Here is a 19505-nt window from a genome sequence, read left to right on the forward strand (position 1 = left end):
TTGCATTGGCCGTAGGACACGGCTTAATTCCGGTTCTTCTAACGCTGGCGGCTGCGAACAGATCACTCATGCTCACAATGCCCATCCCAGACCAGGACACGATCCGGCGCCGCTCGGCCATTGCTGCGGCGCTGCGCCGCATCGTGCCGGGCGAGGGGGTGGTCGCGGCGCCCGTCGAAATGCGCGCCTTCGAGACGGATGGCCTCACCGCCTACCGCCAGATTCCGCTCGTCGTGGTTCTGCCGGAGACCGTGGCGCAGGTTTCCGCCGTTCTGAGATACGCGCACGAAAACGGCATCAAGGTGGTGCCGCGCGGGGCGGGCACGTCCCTTTCGGGCGGCGCGTTGCCGCTGGCCGACGGCATCCTGCTGGGAATGGCCAAGTTCAACCGGGTGCTGGAGATCGACTATGCCAACCGCTGTGCGGTGGTGCAGCCGGGCGTCACCAACCTCGCCATCACCAAGGCCGTGGAGCACAAAGGCTTCTATTACGCGCCGGACCCCTCCTCGCAGATCGCCTGCACCATCGGCGGCAATGTGGCGGAGAATTCGGGCGGCGTGCACTGCCTCAAATATGGCCTCACCGCCAACAATGTGCTGGGCATCGAGTTGGTGCTGGTGACGGGCGAGGTGATCCGGCTGGGCGGCAAGCACCTCGACTCGGAAGGCTATGACCTCTTGGGCGTGATGACGGGTTCAGAAGGCCTGCTTGGCGTCGTGACCGAGGTGACCGTGCGCATCCTGCAGAAGCCCGAGACGGCGCGCGCCGTGCTGGTGGGATTCCCAACCTCCGAGGATGCGGGCCAGTGCGTGGCCGACGTCATTTCGGCGGGCATCATTCCCGGCGGCATGGAAATGATGGACCGCCCGGCGATCCACGCGGCGGAGGACTTCGTCCATGCCGGCTATCCGCGCGACGTCGAGGCGCTGCTGATCGTCGAACTCGACGGGCCGCAGGTGGAGGTCGATCACCTGATCGACCGCGTCTCCGGGATCGCGCGCGCCAACAACTCGACGACGCTTCGCATCTCGGCCTCGGAGGAGGAGCGTCTGCTGTTCTGGGCCGGGCGCAAGGCAGCCTTCCCCGCAGTGGGCCGGCTGTCGCCCGACTATCTTTGCATGGACGGCACAATTCCAAGGAAGCGCCTTCCCGACGTTCTGCAGGGCATGGCGGAGCTGTCGCAGTTCCACCGGCTGCGCGTGGCAAACGTGTTCCACGCAGGCGACGGCAACCTGCACCCGCTGATCCTCTACGATGCCAATGACCCGGACGAGCTCGACCGCGCGGAGAAGTTCGGCGCCGACATCCTGCGCCTCTGCGTGAAGGTGGGCGGCGTGCTGACGGGCGAGCATGGCGTGGGCATCGAGAAGCGCGACCTGATGCCGGAGATGTTCTCCGAAGGCGACCTCGCCCAGCAGATGCGCGTCAAATGCGCCTTCGACGGCAAGGGCCTGCTCAACCCCGGCAAAGTCTTCCCCACGCTGCACCGCTGCGCCGAGCTGGGCCGCATGCATGTGAAGGGCGGCGCCCTGCCCTTTCCGGAGATTCCGAGATTCTGATGAGCGCCGTGCTGAAGCCTGCAAGCGAAGCCGAACTCTCCGAGATAATCGCCTCCGCGGACGCGCCGCTGGAAGTCGTCGGCGGCGGCAGCAAGCGCCACATCGGCCACCCGGTGCAGGCGGCGGCGGCCTTGGACATGTCGGGCTTCACCGGCGTCATCGCCTATGAGCCGGAGGAGCTGATCCTCGATGTTCATGCCGGAACTCCGCTCGCCGGGATCGAAGACATGCTCAGCCAGCGCAGCCAGCAGCTGGCCTTCGAGCCTCCGGACTTTTCCAGGCTCCTTGGCGCTGCGCACAGCGGCAGCATCGGCGGACTGGTGGCGTCGAACCTCTCAGGTCCGCGCCGTATCAAGGCCGGTGCGGTGCGTGACCACATTCTGGGCATCCATGGCGTCACCGGCGCGGGCGATGCCTTCAAGGCGGGCGCGCGCGTGGTCAAGAACGTCACGGGCTATGACATGCCGAAACTGCTGACCGGCTCCTGGGGCACGCTCGCTGCACTCACCGCGGTGATCCTCAAGGTGCTGCCGGCTCCGGAAACGGAAGAAACGGTGGTGCTGGCGGGCCTCGACGACGCGCAGGCGGTGGAGGCGATGAGCCTCGCCATGCAGTCGCCCTGCGAGGTGTCAGCGGCGGCCCATGTGCCCGGAGAGGCCGTCTATCTCCGCCTCGAGGGCATCGCGCCCTCCGTCTCTTATCGCCGCGACCAGCTGGGCAAGGTGCTGAAACGCCCCATCGAGGTGATGGCGGCGAGGAGCTCCGCCGCCACTTGGCGCGCCATTCGCGATGCGGCGATGTTCGCCGGGAACCCGAGCCATCCGCTTTGGCGGCTGTCGGTGACGCCGTCGGATGCGCCCGCGATCATCCGTACACTGAAAGAGAAGCTCGACATCCGCTATCTCTTCGACTGGGCCGGCGGCCTGGTATGGATCGAGGCGCCGCCCTCCCATGATGCATCGGCGGCACTGGTGCGCGGCAGCTTCTCAACCGGCCATGCCACGCTGATCCGCGCGCCGGAAGCAACCCGCGCCGCCGTCGGCGTGTTCCAGCCGCAGGCGCCAGCCCTTGCGGCCCTTACCGGGCGGGTGAAGGACGCCTTCGACCCGCGCCACATTCTCAACCCCGGCCGCATGTATCGGGGCATCTGATGCAGACGAATTTCACCGCCGAACAGCTCAGCCTCCCGCGCATCGGCGCCGCCAACCAGATCCTGCGCAAGTGCGTGCATTGCGGCTTCTGCACCGCCACCTGCCCCACCTATGTGCTGCTGGGCGACGAGCTCGACTCGCCAAGGGGCCGCATCTACCTCATCAAGAACATGCTGGAATCGGGCGCGCCGGCGGATGCGAAGACGGTGAAGCACCTCGACCGCTGCCTCTCGTGTCTGTCCTGCATGACCACCTGCCCCTCGGGCGTCCATTACATGCACCTCGTGGACGAGGCGCGCGCCCATGTCGAGGAAACCTACACGCGGCCATTGCCGGAACGCCTGCTGCGCGGCGTGCTGGCCTACACCATGCCGCGGCCCAGGTTGTTCCGCCTGTCGCTGATCGGCGCGAAGCTCGCCTCGCCGCTCGCACCCGTGGCGAAATCCTTGGGCGCCACGCGCATCGCGGCACTCCTCGGCCTCGTGCCGAAACGCTTGCCGACGCCGGAGCCCATCGGCCAGCCCGGCACCTTTCCCGCGCAAGGCCAGAAAAAGGGACGCGTCGCGCTGCTGATGGGCTGCGTGCAGAGCGTGCTCGAGCCTGGCATCAATGCCGCCACCATCCGCCTGCTTAACCGGCTGGGCTATGAGGTGGTGGTCCGCGGCGAGGAAGCCTGCTGCGGCTCGCTCACCCACCACATGGGGCAGGAACAGGATGCGCTGGCCCGCGCGCGCCGGTCGATCGACCAGTGGACGAAGGCCGATGTCGATGCTGTGATCGTCACCGCGTCGGGCTGCGGCACCACCATCAAGGATTATGGCCACATGCTGCGCCATGACGCGGCCTATGCTGAAAAGGCCAAGGCCATCAGCGCCAAGGCGAAGGACGTGACCGAGTTCCTGATCGCGCAGGACTTGCCCGCGGCGCAGGGCGGGTTGCGGCTCGCCTATCATTCCGCCTGCTCCATGCAGCATGGCCAGAAGATCAGGACGGAGCCGCAGCGGCTGCTGCGCCGCGCCGGCTTCACGGTGATGGAGGTGCCCGAGGGTCATCTCTGTTGCGGCTCGGCCGGCACCTACAACATCCTGCAGCCGGAGCTGGCGTCGAAACTGCGCGACCGCAAGGTGGCGAACATCGAATCCCTGTCTCCCGAAGCCATCGCCACCGGCAATATCGGCTGCATCACGCAGATCGGGCTCGGCACCGGCATCCCCATACTGCACACGGTGGAGCTGCTCGACTGGGCCTATGGCGGTCCGAAGCCGGCGCGCCTGCCGGGCTGACATCACGGCGCGCGCGAACCTTTCATACGTCTCCGCCATCAGCGCGGTCCCGAATGGTGAACCAGCCGTTAAGCCGGGCTGTGCGTCCGCAGTTCTGTAAGGTGGTACCGCCTCCCCGGCTCGAACGGGGGACCCCTAGATCCACAATCTAGTGCTCTAACCAACTGAGCTAAGGCGGCACACAGGCCTCAAGGGCTGGTGGCCCTCGCGCACGGGGGCGTTCCTAGCCCCAGTCGCATGGGATTTCAAGCCAGCAAAAAGGCCCGCATTGCGCGGGCCTCGGAGTTCGATGCACCGGCCGGGGAGGACGGCCGGGCATCGACTATGTGCTTAGGCAACCTTGGAGAGGCTGGCAAAGGACTTCGACATCTGCTCCTGCACCGGCTTCAGCGATTCCTTGGCGAGCGCAACCGAGAGCTCGGAGAGCTCGGCGGCCTGGCGCTGCAGCGTCTCAGCCTGCTCCTTGAAGAAGCCTTGCTGCAGGTTCACCGCCTCCTGCGCGTCGCGCACGGCGAACAGCTTGCGCGCGAAGGCGAAGCCCGAGTTGATGTTTAGCTGCACGAATTCCATCGACTTTAGCTGGATGTCGGTCACGCGATTCTTGTAGGCATTGGCGGCGGCATCAAAGAGCTGCACATTGCCATGCGCCACTTCAGAGACCTTCTCGAAGGCGCCCTGCGCCTGGTCGAGGGTCTTCTGGGCGAAGGAAGCAACATTCCCGGCAACCTGCTCGGTGGCCTTGGCCATAGTTTCGGTTGTCATTTCGGGCTTGGCCTTCTTGGTCGACATGGGTGTTTCTCCTGTGAGGCAGGTTTTGGAGGGAGCTGCCTGATGAGCAACTACATATGTCAAGTTTTTGTGCAGCGCAACATGAATATTGCATCGCCGCCGCACTGTTCGGCTTCGGACGCGTGAAAATTAACCGGATGTTGCCGAATTCCTTTATTTTCTCGGTTAAGGCATCGTAAACAGAGAGTCTTGAGTTTTGGGGTGAGCCTTGGCCGACGCCGCGACACCGACGCTGGAAGACCTGAGGAACGTGCCGGAAGCCGCGTGGCTGTGGGACGCTGGACGCGCCCGCATCGTATGGGCCAATCCGGCGGGCATTGGCTTTTTCGGCGGCGCCTCGCTGTTCGACCTGATCGACCGCCCTTTCGACGCGCAGGAGCCGGGGGTGGAGGCGATGATGAACCTCTCCCGCAGCCTGCACCGCGGCCAGGTGGAAACGGTGGAACTGAACTTCCCCTCGACCGCCGCCGAAGGCCCCATCATCTGCCGCTGCATGATCCACGCCTTGGCCGACGGGCGCCCCGGCGTGCTGGCAGTGGCCCGCTCCTCCGGCGTGGAGGGCGGCGCCCGGGCCGACGCCGACATGGCCGCCGCTTTCGATCTTCTGCCCTCTGCCGCGCTGCTGATGGGGCGTGGCGGCGGCTTCCGCCACCTCAATGCGGCAGCCCAGCTGCTGCTGGACGCCAACCAGCGCGGCAACCTGGCGGAGCTGCTGGGCGACCAGGCCCAGGCGGATGCGCTGCTCGCCCGCATCGGGGCCGCCGGCACGGTGGTGCAGCACCGCGCGCTCGCCGTGCGCATCGGCATCCGCGATATCCGGCTCACCGCCCGCCGCCTGAACCGCGAGGAGGAGGGTGCCGCCTTCGCCATGCTGCTGCTTGACGACGTGACGGAGCGCCGCGCCCTGGAACTCAAGCTCTCCGGCGCCGAACCGCTGCCTCCGCCTCCGGCAGCGGCTGCCTCCCAGCCCGCCGCCGGCCCGAAGGCTACCGCCGCATTGTCCGAGGCCGATGCCGCCGCCTTCGAGAAGCCCGGCAAGCCGCTGGAGGATGAAATCCGCGAGGCGAAGCCCCGCCCTGCCCGTGCGGCGCCGCCCCCGGTAGCGGAGGCAGCGCCGCCCCCAGACCAGCCGCGCCGCAAGCTGCAGCGCATTCCGGACCAGGTGCGCCTGCCGCTGGAAAACCGGCCCGAGGCCGTTCTGGTGGCCAAGGACGGGCAGCTGCTCTTCGCCAACCCCTCCGCCGCGCGCCTTTTCGGCTATGAGACGGGCGAAGACGTGATCAACGACCAGGCTCTCTCGAACCGCTTCGGCCAGTTGGGCCAGGCGCTGCCACGCACCGAGATCGTCACCGGCGCCGGGCGCGCCGTCGAGGCCAATGTGCATATGGTGGTGATTCCCTGGCTTGGCGGCCCCGCCCGGCAGTTCGTGCTCTTGCCCAACGGAACAACGCAAGCGGAGCGGCCCGAACTCCGCCTCGCGCCGGCCCCCGCAGCCGCGCCCGCCATGGCCGCCGCAGAGCCAGCGCCCGCCGCGGTGGCAAAGATGGCGCCTGCGCCGGAGCCGCAGCGGGCCAGTGCCGAGGTGATCCAGCTTCCCCCGCGGCCGCCAGGCCCCGATGCCGACCAGGAGCTGCGCGCCATCCTCGACACCGCGGCGGACGGCATCATCACGCTCGATCAGGACGCGCGGATCCACACCTTCAGCGCCGGCGCAGAGGCGATTTTCGGCTATCGCATCGCCGAAGTGGCCGGAAAGCCGCTGCTCGATCTTCTGGCGCCCGAAAGCCGCAAGCTGGTGCGCGACTATCTGGCGGCGCTGCAGGGCCCCGGCCTCGCGGCGGTCTTCAATGACGGGCGTGAAGTGACGGCGCTGGTGAACCAGGGCGGCACCGTGCCGCTCTTCATCACCATCGGCAAGCTGCAGGCCGCCCGCTCGCAGGCCGCCTTCTGCGCCGTGGTGCGCGACATCACGCAGTGGAAGAAGACCGAGGCCGAACTGCGCGAGGCCAAGGAAAAGGCCGAGGCGACCAGCCGCCAGAAGTCCGAATTCCTCGCCAGCGTCAGCCACGAGCTGAGAACGCCTCTCAACGCGATCATGGGCTTCTCCGAAGTGATGCGGCTGGGGCGATTCGGCGAGATCGACAACGAGAAATACCGCGGCTACGTGCAGGACATCCACGCCAGCGGAGCGCATCTCCTCTCCCTCATCGACGATCTCCTCGATCTCTCCAAGGTCGAGGCGGGCAAGCTCGAGCTCAATTTCGCCGCTGTCTCGCTCGGTGACGTCGCCGACTATGTGCTGAGGCTCACGCAGGAGCAGGCTACCGCCGCGCGCGTGGTGCTGAGGAAGTCGATGCCGCCGGACCTTCCCAAGGTGGTGGCCGACCTCCGCTCAATGCGGCAGGCCCTGCTGAACCTCGTGTCCAACGCCATCAAATTCACCGACGCCGGTGGCCAGGTCGTGGTCTCCGCCCAGCTCCTGGGCAATGGCGAGCTGAAGCTGCGCGTCAAAGACACCGGCATCGGCATGGACGAGGACCAGCTCCGAGGCGCGCTCGAACCCTTCGGCCGCGTCCTCACCGAGGGCCGCGAGGTGCAAGGCACGGGCCTCGGCCTGCCGCTCACCAAGGCGCTGGTCGAAGCCAACCGCGCCTCTCTCGCGCTCACCAGCGAGCCGCGCAAGGGCACGCTGGCCGAGATCGCCTTCCCCACCACCCGCGTATTGGCGGAATAGCACTTCCATGTCTGACGCCGCGGCCGCAAAGGGCCCGCCCCGCCCGGTGAGCGAAAGGCTGTTCGCTGCGGCAGCGCTGATCATCGGCCTTGGCCTGGTGCTGCCGGTGGCCACCATTATCGTGCTGGCGCTGATGCCGGCCGAGAATGTCTGGCCGCATCTCCTCTCCACGGTATTGCCGGGTTATGTGATGCGCACCCTTGCGCTGATGGCGGGGGTGGGCCTCATCACCTTCGTCACCGGCACCGGCACGGCGTGGCTCGTCACCATGTGCCGCTTTCCGCTGCGGCCGCTCTTCGTCTGGGCTTCGCTTCTGCCCATGGCCATGCCGGGCTACATCGTGGCCTATGCCTATGTCGATTTCCTGAGCTATGCGGGCCCGGTGCAGACATGGCTTCGCGCGCTGATGGGCTGGAAGACAAAGGCTGACTACTGGTTTCTGGAAATCCGCTCGCTCGGCGGCGCCATCTTCGTGCTTTCCATGGTGCTTTATCCTTATGTCTTCCTCACCGCGCGGGCGAGTTTCATGCGCCAGCCGGCAACCCAGCTCGAAGTAGCGCGCGCGCTCGGCCGCACGCCGTGGGGCGCCTTCCGCGCCGTGGCGCTGCCGCTCGCCAGGCCCGGCATCGCGGTGGGCGTATCGCTCGCCCTCATGGAATGCCTCAACGACATCGGCGCGGCGGGATTTTTCGGCGTGCGCACCTTGACGCTCGGCGTCTACACCACATGGCTCAACCAGGGAAACCTCGGCGGGGCCGCGCAGATTTCCGCCGTCATGCTGCTCTTCATCTTCATGCTCTTGTGGATCGAGCGGCAGGCGCGGCGGCGGCAGTCCTTCGTGCTGCCCGCCCAGCGCCCGCGCCAGCCGGACCGTATCCGCCTCAACGGCTGGCAGCGCGCGCTCGCGGTCGCCGCATGCGGGCTTCCCATCCTCATCGGCTTCGTGGCGCCCGCACTGATCCTGATGAACTTCGCCGCCTCGCGGCTTTCCGATGCGCTGTCATCCACCTATCTCAGCGCCGTTTATCATTCGCTGCTGCTCGCGGTGCTCGCCGCCATCACCGCCGTCATCCTCGGCCTGGTGCTGGGCTATGCCAACCGCGCCACGCAGGGCGGCATGACGCGGCGGGTCATCCGCCTCGCCGCCACCGGCTATGCCATTCCCGGCACGGTGCTGGGCATCGGCGTCCTCATCCCGCTCGCCGCTTTCGACAATGCGCTGGACAGTTTCCTGCGCGCACACATTGGCATATCCTCGGGCCTGTTGCTGTCGGGCACCGTCACGGCGCTGGTCTTCGCCTATGTGGTGCGCTTCCTCGCCGTGTCCTTCGGCGCCATCGAGGCGGGGCTGCAGAAGGTGACGCCCAACGTTGCCGCGGCGGCGCGCACGCTGGGCCGGGGCCCTATCGCCGCCTTCGGCGACGTGCACCTGCCGCTGCTCAGGCCGGCGCTCGCCTCCGCGGCCCTCCTCGTCTTCGTCGACTGCATGAAGGAACTTCCCGCCACGCTGATCCTCCGTCCCTTCGATTTCGAGACGCTGGCCACCACCGTCTTCATGCTCGCGTCCCTCGACCAACTGGAGGAGAGCGCGCTTCCCGCCCTCACCATCGTCGCGGTGGGCCTCCTCCCCGTGATCCTTCTCTCGCGCACCCTGCACGAGCCGCACATCACGAATTGACCGAAAATATTCTTATCTTCCGCCGGGCCAGAAGAAGGAAGTCAGGTCTGCAGTTCGGCGAGCCCTGCGAACAGCTCCAGCGCCTCCGGATTGGCCAGCGCCTCCTTATTCTTCACCACGCGGCCATGCACCACGTCGCGCACCGCGAGTTCGGTGATCTTGCCGGACTTGGTGCGCGGGATGTCGGCCACCGCCAAGACCTTGGCCGGCACATGGCGCGGCGAGGCGCCGTCGCGGATCTTCTTCTTGATGCGGGCGGCCAGCGCATCGTCCAGCACCACGCCCGGCCTGAGGCGCAGGAACAGCACCACGCGCACGTCGCCGTCCCAGTCCTGGCCGATCGCGAGCGCTTCGATCACCTCCGGAACCTGCTCGACCTGGGCATATATCTCCGCCGTGCCGATGCGCACCCCGCCGGGGTTCAGCGTCGCGTCCGAGCGGCCATGGATGATCATGCCATCATGCGGCGTGATCTCGGCGAAGTCGCCATGGCGCCAGATGCCGGGGAAACGCGCGAAATAGGCGTTGTGATACTTCGATCCATCGGGATCGTTCCAGAACATCACCGGCATCGACGGGAAGGGCTTCACGCAGACGAGCTCGCCCTTTTCGCCGCGCACCGGCTTGCAATGCTCGTCATAGACATCCACGGCAACGCCCAGCATCGGCCCCTGGATCTCGCCGCGCCACACGGGTGAGAGCGGGTTGCCGCCGACGAAGCAGCCACAAATGTCGGTGCCGCCCGAGATCGAGGCAAGCTGCATGTCGGCCTTTATGCCCTGGTAGACGAAATCGAAGCTTTCGGCCGACAGCGGCGAACCGGTGGACAGCATGGCGCGCAGGGTGCCCAGCTTGTGCGTCTCTTTCGGCACAAGGCCGCTTTTCTTCACCGCGTCGATGTATTTGGCGGAGGTGCCGAAGATGGTCATGCCCTCATCATCGGCATAATCGAAGAGCACGCGCCCGGAGGGGTGGAAGGGCGAGCCGTCATAGAGCAGCAGGGTCGCCCCCGCGGCCAGCCCTGAGACCAGCCAGTTCCACATCATCCAGCCGCAGGTGGAGAAGTAGAACAGCTTGTCGGACGGCTTGGTATCGGTGTTCAGCACATGCTCGGAGAGATGCTTGAGAAGAATGCCGCCCGCGCCATGCACGATGCATTTCGGGATGCCAGTGGTGCCCGAGGAGTAGAGGATGTAGAGCGGGTGATCCATCGGCAGTTGCGCAAAGCTGATTGGCGCATCGCTGTGGCCTGCGGCGAAGCCCGCGAGCGTTTCGCCCTTCGGCAAGGCCTTGGCGACCGCTTCCGCCTCGCCGATGTAGTCGATCACCAGCGCGCACTCGACGCTCTTCAGCTCCTTCAGCACGTTCCCGGCCTTCTCGCCCATGCGGATGGTCTTGCCGGCATAGTAATAGCCATCGCAGGTGATGAGGATCTTGGGCTCGATCTGGCCGAAGCGGTCGAGGATGCCGCGCTCACCAAAGTCCGGCGAGCAGGAGGACCAGATGGCGCCGAGCGAAGAGGCCGCGAGGAAGGCCACGATTGACTCCGGCATGTTGGGCACGACGGCGCAGATGCGGTCTCCGGCCTTCACACCCGACGCGGCGAAGGCGCGGTGGAGCTTCGCCACCGCCCGGTTGAGCTCCGCCCAGCTCATCCGGCGCTTCACCTTGTCCTCGCCGCGGAACACCAGCGCATCCGTGCCATCGTTCGGCCGCAGCAGGTTCTCGGCATAGTTCAGCCGGGCCTCGGGGAAGAATTTCGCGCCCGGCATCTTCGTGCCGTCAACGATCACCCGCCGCCCCCGCGTCTCCGCCTTCACCTCGCAGAAGTCCCAGAGCCTCGGCCAGAAGGCCTCCGGCTCCTCAACCGAATAGCGCAGCACCTCCGCGTAGGTCTTCAAGCCCAGCGGCGCCATGAAACGGGCCAGGTTCGAGGTGGCCACCCGGCCGGGGCCGGGGGTCCACAAAGCACGTTGGGTCATGTAAGGCACTCCCGGGTGACGGTTCGGCTTGGCTCTAGTCATGTCACGAAAGGGCCGCAAGTCCCGCCCAGAAGCGGCGCGGTTTCAGGAGTCTCCGATGCACAACCGATGGCTGATTGCAAGTTGCGCGGCGCTTGGCCTGGTTGCACTGGCGGTGGCCGCCTTCATGCTCATCGCGCCGCGCGTCGTGGCCGGCGGGCTCGCCACGCTTGCCCAGCAGCAGCTGGGCCGCAGCGTCAGCTTTCGGGGCGGCGCTTACCTTGAGCTCTGGCCGCTCGCCGTGCGCCTTGACAACGCGGCGCTCTCCGGCGCCAATCCGGATGACGGCAGCTTCATCACCGCCCAGTCGGCGGTGATCCCGGTAACGCTCGGGCAGATCTTCGGCGCAAGGCCGGAGGTCTCCGGGATCGCGCTCGATGGCGCGGAGGTGGCGCTACTCATCGACGAGCGCGGCACGGCCAGCTGGGATGTGGCCGCCCGCGCCCCCGGCGCCACGACCATCAGGCTCGAACAGGCGCGCTTACGGTATTTCGACGCCCGCAACGGCCAGAGCATGGAGATCGCGCATGTCGACGGCACGCTGGAGATGCGCGCCGATGGAGGCGTTTCCTTCACAGGCAGCGCGGTGATCAACGGCCGGCTGGTGCGGGTGGACGCCGGCCTTAAATCGCTGGCCCGCGTCAATGCCGATGGCTCGCCGCTGGAGCTCGTCCTGTCGGCCAACGAGGGATCGGCCAGCTTCAGCGGCCGGCTGGCCACCGCCAGGGTGCTGAGCCTCGCCGGACCCGTCAGCCTGTCGAGCGCCACGCCGGGCCCGGCGCTGCGACTGCTCGGCCTGCCGCTTCCGGAGGGCGCCAATCCGGCAGGACCGATCACCATCGATGGCGCGCTCGACGCTGCCGGCCGGGCCTTCGCCATCCGCAACGCCACGCTGGCGATCGGCAGCCTGCACGCCGTTGGCGAGATCGCGGCCGATCTCCGCAACGGCCAGCCCAGGCTGCAGGCCAGCCTCACCGCCGACACCCTGTGGCTCGACGACGCCATCCCCGCCGCGGGGGCAACGGGCGGCGACTGGGGCCGGCGGCCGCTGCCCTTCGGCCTGCTCCGCGGCATTGACGCGGAACTGAGCCTCAAGGCGCGCAACCTGCGCTATGCCGATGCCGCCGCCGGGCCTGGCAGCGTCGCCCTCAAGCTCGCCGGCGGCAAGCTGGACGCCACGCTGGCCGCGGGCATCGGCTCCAACGGCAGGCTCGATATCGGCGTGAAGGCCGACGCCACCGTGCTGCCGCCCAGCGTCTCGCTGCGCTTTGATGCCGAGGACACGCCGGTGCAGCCGCTGCTCGGCGCCCTCACCGGTGCCCGTCAGATCACCGGCAAGGGCGACCTGGTGGCGGACCTCCAGGCCACCGGCGCCACGCAGGAGGAGCTGGCCGGGACGCTGAAGGGCACGGCGCGCGTTGGCATCGCGGCGGGGCGCATCGCCGGGGTGGACCTCGCGGGCCTGTTCCTCGCGGCCAAGCACAAGATCCTCGACAGCTGGCAGGCCGCCCCCGGCGCCACCGGCTTCGACAACCTCAACGGCGACGCGACGGTGGAGGACGGCATCTTCACCTTCCGCGAGCTGAGGATGGAGAGCCCCAGCCTCACGGTCAGCGCCGGGGGCATCATCGACGTGCTGCGCCAGGGGTTGACCATTTCGGCCACCGCCGCCGTCAATGGCCAGCCGCTGCTGCCGGTGCCCGTGATTGCCAGGGGCCTGTGGGCCAAACCGCGGATTTACCCGGACATTCCGGACATCCTCAGCAATCCGGAGGGCGGCTTCGCGCGGCTGCAGGACGTTCCGGCGCTGCAAGGCAATTGAACCGCAGCGGAAGCCGGGGCATGACAGAGCCATGATCCGCGTCCAGCAGCAGCCCTTCGATCCGGGCCACGAACTGAGCCTTGTCCGGCAGGGCCGCTCCACGATCGGCGGCACGGTGATGTTCCTCGGCACGGTGCGCGACCTGTCCGATGGCAAAAACGTCAAGGCCATGACGCTCGAACACTATCCCGGCATGACCGAGAAGGCGCTGGCGGAGATCGAGGCCGAGGCGCAGCGCCGCTGGCCGCTCGACGCAACGCTGATTATCCACCGCTATGGCCGGCTTGAACCGGGCGAGGACATTGTGCTGGTCATCGCCGCCTCGGCCCACCGCGAGGCCGCCTTCGCGGCCTGCCACTTCCTCATCGACTGGCTGAAGACGAGGGCGCCCTTTTGGAAACTCGAGGAGAATGACGGAGGCGCCAGCTGGGTTGCCCCCAAAGACAGCGACGACGACGCGGCCAAACGCTGGACGGAGTGAGGCGCTTCCCGGCCGCGCTGTCCGATGCGGCTTCAGAAGTTGTTCGGATTGCCCTTCACAATGGTTCCGGCGCCATCGTCCTTGCCGTCCTTCACCCAGGTCACCTGATTGCCGTCGAGCCTGACCTGCCAGCATGCCTCGGGGTCCTGGCCATACTGGAAGCACATTGTGTCGCCGTTCACCCGCCATTTGCCGGAATAGTCCTTGCCCTTGATGGCGCCGTCAGAGCCATAGAACTCGGTGTAGGCGCCGGACGCGATCATGCTTCCCTGCACGGTGTTTCCGGATATCGCGGCGGATATCTGCTCGCCGGTGGCCATCGTCCCCGCCTGGGCAAGGCTGACCGCCGCAAAAAACACCGCGCATGCCGAAACGACTGTCCTCATGTCCATCCTCCCATGTTGAGGCAATCAATACGCCGTCACCGCCAAGCGGGATTACAAGTCGCTGTCTTCCCACACGGGAACGTGAATTTTTCGGGCGTCATGCGGAACTTGCCGGCAATGACCCATCCGCCGAAGCCGGCCTGCCGCGCCGCCACCACGGGGCAAAGAGGCGTTCACAAGCAACACACCCCAACGGACCGCCGCGCCCCAGCCGGGCCGTTTCGCTTTATCCAATGGTTTCAGGGGCCTTCAATGGTGCTGCCAGAGGGAATCGAACCCTCGACCTCTCCCTTACCAAGGGAGTGCTCTACCACTGAGCTACGGCAGCGCACCGTGAACGCGGGCGGACACATGCCACAGCGGGAGGGCCAGCGCAACCCCGCCCGCTTGACGATTGCGGCGCCGCGGCGGAAAAGCCCGTCATGGCGGCCGAAAAACCCTCTTCCGATGCCCGCAAGCAGCGCCTGGCCAAGGCGCTGAAGGCCAACATCGCCAAGCGCAAGGCGCAGGCGAAGGCCCAGGCTGCGGCCCGCCCGGCCGGGGAGGACAGCCCGGAAAAACCGCCTGACAAGGATGGTTGCCGCAATTGAGCCATGTGTGCTTGTTAGCGCCCGGACCGGGGTGGGTTTCGGGCCATTCGGGGTGATTCCCGGGCCGCCTGCCGGGCAGGGGACAAGACAATGGATCGTATCCGTATCCGCGGCGGCAACCGCCTGAACGGCAGCATTCCGATTTCGGGCGCAAAGAACGCGGCCCTGCCGCTGATGATCGTGTCGCTCCTCACGCCGGGCGCGCTGACCCTGTCCAACGTGCCCAGGCTGGCCGACGTGCGGCTTCTGCAGCGCATCCTGCAGAATCACGGCATCGACATCACGGTAGCGGGCAAGCGTGCCGGCCAGACCGGCATGGGCGACGTTATGCATCTCTCGGCGAAAGACATCGCCGACACCACCGCGCCCTATGAGCTCGTCTCCAGGATGCGGGCGAGCTTCTGGGTGCTGGGCCCGCTGCTGGCGCGCTGCGGCGAGGCCAAGGTGTCGCTCCCCGGGGGCTGCGCCATCGGCACCAGGCCCGTCGACATGCACCTGATGGCGATGGAAAGGCTCGGCGCGCAAATCACCATCGAGAACGGCTATGTGATCGCAACGGCGAAGCAGGGCCTGAAGGGCGCCCACATCGTCTTCGACAAGGTCTCGGTGGGCGCCACCCATGCTGCCCTTATGGCCGCCGTGCTGGCCCAGGGCGACACCATCATCGAGAACGCGGCCTCCGAGCCCGAGATCGGCGACGTGGCGGAGTGCCTCGTCAAGATGGGGGCGAAGATCGAGGGCATCCACACATCGGCACTGCGCATCAGGGGCGTCACCAGCCTGTCGGGCGCCGAGCACAGCGTGATCCCGGACCGCATCGAGACCGGCACCTATGCCATGTGCGCCGGCATGACCGGCGGCGACGTGCTGCTGAAGGACGCGAACGCCAACCACCTCGGCGCCGTCATCGACGTGATGCAGCGCGCCGGCGTCACAGTCGACATAAAGAACGATGGCTTGCGCATTTATCGCAACGGCGCGGCGCTTGAACCGGTGCGCGTCGACACCGAGCCATTCCCCGGTTTCCCCACCGATTGCCAGGCCCAGCTCATGGCGATGATGACCATGGCCAATGGCACCAGCATGATCCGCGAGACGATTTTCGAGAACCGCTTCATGCATGTGCAGGAGCTGGCGCGGCTGGGCTCCGACATCCACCTCTATGGCGACACGGCGGAAGTGCGCGGCGTGAAAAAGCTCACCGGCGCGCCGGTGATGGCGACCGACCTCCGCGCCTCGGTCTCCCTCGTCATCGCGGGGCTCGCCGCGGCGGGCGAGACGATGATAAGCCGCGTCTATCACCTCGACCGCGGCTTCGAGACGCTGGAGGACAAGCTCTCCGCCTGCGGCGCCGACGTGGCGCGCATCTCGGGCTGATCCATCCGATGCTCCGCCTCTCCGCGCTCGACACCGAGGACCTCGCCATCATCTCCGCCCAGATGCAGGACGCCGTCCTGCTGGCGGGCGACATGACCTACGACCCGAAGAGGAAGCAGTTCGTGCTGCTCGCCAACCGCTTCGCCTGGGACGATAGGGACACCCCGCAGCGCCGCCGCACGGGGCTCCACTTCGACCGCGTACTTTCCGTCAGGACGCTGCATATGAGCCATCTCGGGAAGAACGAGGTGCTGTCGCTGCTCTCCGTCACCTTTGCCGGGATCGACGCGCCCTCGGGTGAGGTGCTGCTGAGCTTTTCCGAAGGCGCCACCATCCGGCTCGCCGTCGAATGCCTCGAAGTCCAGTTGACAGACCTCGGCCCCGCCTGGGCGGCGATCGCCGTGCCGCACCACGATGCCGGGGACGGGGAAGAAGAGCCGGCGTGAGCTGCGGTTTGATTCCTATCACCCTGGGGGAGAGGAACAGCAACGGAAATATCCTCCCGTGGCCCTCGCACATGTTCCGGTCAGGTGCAATCACCTGATCGATGAGAACATGCGCCAGATCGAAAGCTAGAGCATGATCTTATCGCAAAAGTGGGTTCCACTTTTGCGGATCATGCTCTAGCCTCGCCTCCCCTCACCCGGCTATCTTGCCGTCATGACCGACAAACCGAAAACCCGCCTTGCCGCGGTCGAGCTTGACGCCACCATCGGCCCTGGCTCATCGCCCGAAGCCGAACATGAACGCCGCGTCGCCATCTATGACCTGGTGGAGGAGAACAGCTTCACGCTGCTCAGCCAGCCGGAAGGCCCCTACCGCCTGAAGCTCTCAACCGCCGACGGCCGTCTGATCTTCGACGTCTTGAGCGACGCGGAGGAACGCCTCACGCTGATCGGCCTGTCGATGTCGCCCTTCCGCCGAATCGTGAAGGACTACTTCATGATTTGCGAAAGCTATTACCAGGCGATCCGCACCGCCACGCCAAGCCAGATCGAAACCATCGACATGGCGCGCCGCGGCCTCCACAACGAGGGCAGTGAACTCCTCAAGGAGCGGCTCAACGGCAAAGTGGAGGTGGATTTCGATACCGCACGCCGTCTCTTCACCCTTGTCTGCGTCCTGCACTGGCGGGGCTAGGTTCAGGAGATGGCGGGAGACCTTCCCAGCGCCGTCCTCTTCGCCTGCACGCAGAACGTCATCCGTTCGGTCATGGCGGCCGCCATCATGAAGCATTTCTACGGCCAGCGCGTCTATGTCGCCTCCTGCGGGGTGAGGCCCGGATTGGCCGATCCCTTCGTCACCACGGTGATGGACGAGATGGGAATCAGCCTCGGCAAGCACCGGCCTCAGGGCTTCGAGGACCTGGAGGATTCGAGCTTCGACCTGGTCATCTCGCTCTCGCCTGAGGCGCATCACCGGGCGCTTGAACTCACCCGCACCATGGCCATCGATACCGAATACTGGCCGACGCTCGACCCCTCGATCACCGCAGGCAGCCGCGAGCAGATCCTCGACAGTTACCGCGAAGTGCGCGACCAACTCACCCGCCGAATCAAGCAGCGCTTCGGCTCCTTTGCCGCGGGCGGGGTTTGAGTATAAGCTATCCCCATGCACATCGACATGCAGACGGCCGAAGCCGAACTCACCCGGAAGCTGGGCGGCCTCCCGGACGCAGCCGGCATCGCCTGGGCCACCATCTGGCTCGAGGCCTGCGGCTATTCCGGCTTGAAGCTCCTGGCCGAAGCCCTGAAGGACGAGTACCGCACGCTGGAGCTGACGCGCGATGCGCTGGGCCTCGACCTGCAGCAGGTCTCATGCGCCTTCTTGGCGCCCGCCATCATGCGGGACGTCAAGGCCAATGGCCGCGCCTTCCTGCGCAACGTCCGCCACGGCCTCTACATGCTGCCCTTCGCGGTGCGCGAGAACACCGGCCTCGGCTGCCCGGTGGACCCATCCTTCGCAGTCGGCGGCGAGCGCCACAAGAACCCCTACGTGGAAAAGCTCGACCTCGCCGCGGCACAGGGGCTGGAGATCGACGCCGCGCTGTGGCGCGCGATCTAGGGTCTGGCGCGGCCGAGCGCTGCAAGCGCCCCGCCCCTTCCCATAAGGGGAAGGTAAACGATCGCTATTCCAAATGACCGCTGTTGGCTCTAACCCACAATCCGCAGCTCCCGCGGGAAGCTTGTCAGGCACTCGATCCCGTTTTCGGTCACCACCACATCGTCCTCGATGCGCACTCCCGCCTCGCCCTCGCGGTAGAGACCGGGTTCGATGGTGAAGACCATGCCAGGTTCGAGCACTTGCCCGTTGCCACGCATGATCTGCGGCGCCTCGTGCACGTCGAGGCCAAGGCCATGGCCCGTCTTGTGGCGCGCGAACTGCGCAAATTGCGATTGCTCGAGAACGGTGAGCACGGCGTCATCGACCTCGGAGGCGGTGATGCCGGGGCGCGAGACCTCGCGGCCCTTCGCGTTGGCCGCCAGCACCGTCTCGTAGAAGGCGCGGTCGTAGTCCGACACTTCCTTGACGAAGAAGGTGCGCGTGATGTCGGCGCTGTAGCCCTGGTGGGTGCCGCCGAAATCGATCAGCAGCGGGTCACCCGGCTTTAGACGATAGTCCGGCCGCGCATGGGCATGGGGCTTCGCAGCATTGTCGCCCGCCGCAACGATGGGCGCGAAGGAAAGTCCGTCGGCGCCTTGGCTGAACAGGTTGCGCAGCAGGATGCCCTCGACCTCCGTCTCCGTCATGCCGGCCTTCACCTCGGCGAGCGTCGCCTCGAGGGCGGCTTCCGAAATGCGGATGGCCTTGCGCTGCAGTTCGATCTCCTCGGGCGTCTTGTGCAGGCGCACCTTCGAGATCTCGCCATGAATGTCGACGAATTCCGCGCCCGGCAGGGCCTGCTGCAGGGCGAAGAGGTCGAAAACCCGCATGCGCTGGCCCTCGACGCCGATCCGCGTGCCCTCGCGCAGCTGCGGAAGGGCTTCGCCTGCGGCCATGAAGGCGCCCATGTAGCCCTGCTCGTCCCGCCATGGGAACACTTTGCCGGGAAAGCCGATCGGCATGAAGGACCCCAGCTCGAGATGCGGCACAACCGCCACGGCCTCTCCCAGCTTCGGCATAATCACCGCGAGCGGACGCTCCATCTGGTGGAAGTCCTTGCGGAAGACACGGCGGAAATTTGCTCCGGGCACCAACACGACTGCGTCGAGTCCGGTGCGCGCGAGTACCGTCATCAGCGGTTCAAGCATCGGGTTGCACTGAGTTGTAACAATGGGTTTCGATAGTGTTCGCAAGCCGCACACCGCAACTTGACTCTGGCACGTCGCGGAGGACGCCCCGCTATTCCTTGATCATATAGATGTAAGCAGTGCTGACGCCATACTTCTCGGCAAGCTTGGCGGCAGGCACGCCCCTGGCGCGCTTCGCCCGGATGTCAGCGCGCATCTTTTCGGCTTCAACCGCCGTGCGGCGGCGGCGCTTTGATCCTCCACCGGAGCGGCCTTCCTCAAGATGCGCGGTGTCGAGAATCTTCTGGGCCGTCACGATGATCTTCTCAAGATAAGCAATCTGTCTCTTCGAAAGTGACATTATTTTTCCACTGTTTTGTGGAGAGCGTGGAAGAGCGCCGCCG

The 19505-nt window shown here is 66.5% G+C and carries 18 protein-coding genes and 2 tRNA genes; 13 read left to right on the forward strand and 7 right to left on the reverse strand.

The features are described from left to right. The first annotated feature begins 68 nt into the window (after positions 1 to 68). Genes IOC82_RS01110 through glcF form a run of 3 tightly spaced genes read left to right on the forward strand, consistent with a single transcriptional unit; the run spans position 69 to position 3993 of the window. Positions 69 to 1559 (forward strand): FAD-linked oxidase C-terminal domain-containing protein, encoded by a 1491-nt coding sequence (locus IOC82_RS01110; protein WP_290544322.1) that lies wholly within the window; start codon positions 69 to 71, stop codon positions 1557 to 1559. Beyond that, positions 1559 to 2710, forward strand: coding sequence for a glycolate oxidase subunit GlcE (glcE, locus tag IOC82_RS01115; protein ID WP_290544323.1), 1152 nt, complete (start codon positions 1559 to 1561; stop codon positions 2708 to 2710). Before IOC82_RS01110 ends, glcE begins: the two co-directional genes overlap by 1 nt. After that, the gene (gene glcF / locus IOC82_RS01120; protein WP_290544324.1) at positions 2710 to 3993 is read left to right on the forward strand and encodes a glycolate oxidase subunit GlcF; all 1284 of its coding nucleotides are present in this window, start codon (positions 2710 to 2712) and stop codon (positions 3991 to 3993) included. The genes glcE and glcF overlap by 1 nt, the downstream gene beginning before the upstream one ends. 102 nt (positions 3994 to 4095) lie before the next feature. On the opposite strand, the gene IOC82_RS01125 is transcribed toward glcF, so the two are convergent. After that, positions 4096 to 4172 (reverse strand) — tRNA-His (locus IOC82_RS01125). 151 nt (positions 4173 to 4323) lie between these two features. Continuing rightward, positions 4324 to 4782, reverse strand: coding sequence for a phasin family protein (gene phaP, locus IOC82_RS01130; RefSeq protein WP_290544325.1), 459 nt, complete (start codon positions 4780 to 4782; stop codon positions 4324 to 4326). A 208-nt stretch (positions 4783 to 4990) separates the two neighbouring features. Here phaP and IOC82_RS01135 point away from each other — a divergent pair, with 208 nt between their 5' ends. Continuing rightward, complete coding sequence (locus IOC82_RS01135; RefSeq protein ID WP_290544326.1) at positions 4991 to 7516, forward strand: PAS domain-containing sensor histidine kinase; 2526 nt, start codon at positions 4991 to 4993, stop codon at positions 7514 to 7516. A 7-nt stretch (positions 7517 to 7523) separates the two neighbouring features. Beyond that, positions 7524 to 9194, forward strand: coding sequence for an iron ABC transporter permease (locus IOC82_RS01140; protein ID WP_290544327.1), 1671 nt, complete (start codon positions 7524 to 7526; stop codon positions 9192 to 9194). A 41-nt stretch (positions 9195 to 9235) separates the two neighbouring features. Here the strand turns inward: IOC82_RS01140 and IOC82_RS01145 are convergent, their stop codons facing one another. Continuing rightward, the gene (locus IOC82_RS01145; RefSeq protein WP_290544328.1) at positions 9236 to 11176 is read right to left on the reverse strand and encodes an acetoacetate--CoA ligase; all 1941 of its coding nucleotides are present in this window, start codon (positions 11174 to 11176) and stop codon (positions 9236 to 9238) included. A gap of 97 nt (positions 11177 to 11273) precedes the next feature. On the opposite strand from IOC82_RS01145, the gene IOC82_RS01150 reads away from it, so the two are divergent. Both IOC82_RS01150 and IOC82_RS01155 read left to right on the forward strand, forming a co-directional pair. After that, complete coding sequence (locus IOC82_RS01150; protein WP_290544329.1) at positions 11274 to 13037, forward strand: AsmA family protein; 1764 nt, start codon at positions 11274 to 11276, stop codon at positions 13035 to 13037. A gap of 31 nt (positions 13038 to 13068) precedes the next feature. Next, on the forward strand, positions 13069 to 13518 hold the full coding sequence (locus tag IOC82_RS01155; RefSeq protein WP_290544330.1) for a molybdenum cofactor biosynthesis protein MoaE: 450 nt from the start codon (positions 13069 to 13071) through the stop codon (positions 13516 to 13518). Positions 13519 to 13550: 32 nt separating this feature from the next. Here IOC82_RS01155 and IOC82_RS01160 read toward each other — a convergent pair whose 3' ends face one another. After that, on the reverse strand, positions 13551 to 13904 hold the full coding sequence (locus IOC82_RS01160) for a hypothetical protein (protein ID WP_290544331.1): 354 nt from the start codon (positions 13902 to 13904) through the stop codon (positions 13551 to 13553). Between the two features lie 253 nt (positions 13905 to 14157). Beyond that, positions 14158 to 14232, reverse strand: a tRNA-Thr gene (locus tag IOC82_RS01165). A gap of 94 nt (positions 14233 to 14326) precedes the next feature. Between IOC82_RS01165 and IOC82_RS01170 the strand changes: the two genes are divergently transcribed. The 6 genes from IOC82_RS01170 (at position 14327) to IOC82_RS01195 (ending at position 17935) form a co-directional block, all read left to right on the forward strand. Continuing rightward, positions 14327 to 14494 (forward strand): hypothetical protein, encoded by a 168-nt coding sequence (locus IOC82_RS01170; RefSeq protein WP_290544332.1) that lies wholly within the window; start codon positions 14327 to 14329, stop codon positions 14492 to 14494. 90 nt (positions 14495 to 14584) lie between these two features. Continuing rightward, complete coding sequence (gene murA, locus IOC82_RS01175) at positions 14585 to 15871, forward strand: UDP-N-acetylglucosamine 1-carboxyvinyltransferase (protein ID WP_290544333.1); 1287 nt, start codon at positions 14585 to 14587, stop codon at positions 15869 to 15871. An 8-nt stretch (positions 15872 to 15879) separates the two neighbouring features. Then, positions 15880 to 16317: a DUF2948 family protein gene (locus tag IOC82_RS01180; RefSeq protein ID WP_290544334.1), complete on the forward strand. Its 438-nt coding sequence runs from the start codon at positions 15880 to 15882 to the stop codon at positions 16315 to 16317. Positions 16318 to 16531: 214 nt separating this feature from the next. Further along, a complete protein-coding gene (locus IOC82_RS01185) occupies positions 16532 to 17011 on the forward strand; it encodes a UPF0262 family protein (protein ID WP_290544335.1) in 480 nt (159 codons plus the stop codon). 9 nt (positions 17012 to 17020) lie between these two features. Continuing rightward, complete coding sequence (locus tag IOC82_RS01190) at positions 17021 to 17467, forward strand: low molecular weight phosphatase family protein (RefSeq protein ID WP_290544336.1); 447 nt, start codon at positions 17021 to 17023, stop codon at positions 17465 to 17467. 15 nt (positions 17468 to 17482) lie between these two features. Further along, positions 17483 to 17935, forward strand: coding sequence for a hypothetical protein (locus IOC82_RS01195; RefSeq protein WP_290544337.1), 453 nt, complete (start codon positions 17483 to 17485; stop codon positions 17933 to 17935). An 89-nt stretch (positions 17936 to 18024) separates the two neighbouring features. Here the strand turns inward: IOC82_RS01195 and IOC82_RS01200 are convergent, their stop codons facing one another. Further along, on the reverse strand, positions 18025 to 19107 hold the full coding sequence (locus IOC82_RS01200; protein ID WP_290544338.1) for a Xaa-Pro peptidase family protein: 1083 nt from the start codon (positions 19105 to 19107) through the stop codon (positions 18025 to 18027). A 106-nt stretch (positions 19108 to 19213) separates the two neighbouring features. Further along, a complete protein-coding gene (locus IOC82_RS01205) occupies positions 19214 to 19462 on the reverse strand; it encodes a hypothetical protein (RefSeq protein WP_290544339.1) in 249 nt (82 codons plus the stop codon). Between the last annotated feature and the right edge of the window lie 43 nt (positions 19463 to 19505).

It is taken from the genome of Aestuariivirga sp. (assembly GCF_020252395.1).
GTDB lineage: Bacteria > Pseudomonadota > Alphaproteobacteria > Rhizobiales > Aestuariivirgaceae > Aestuariivirga.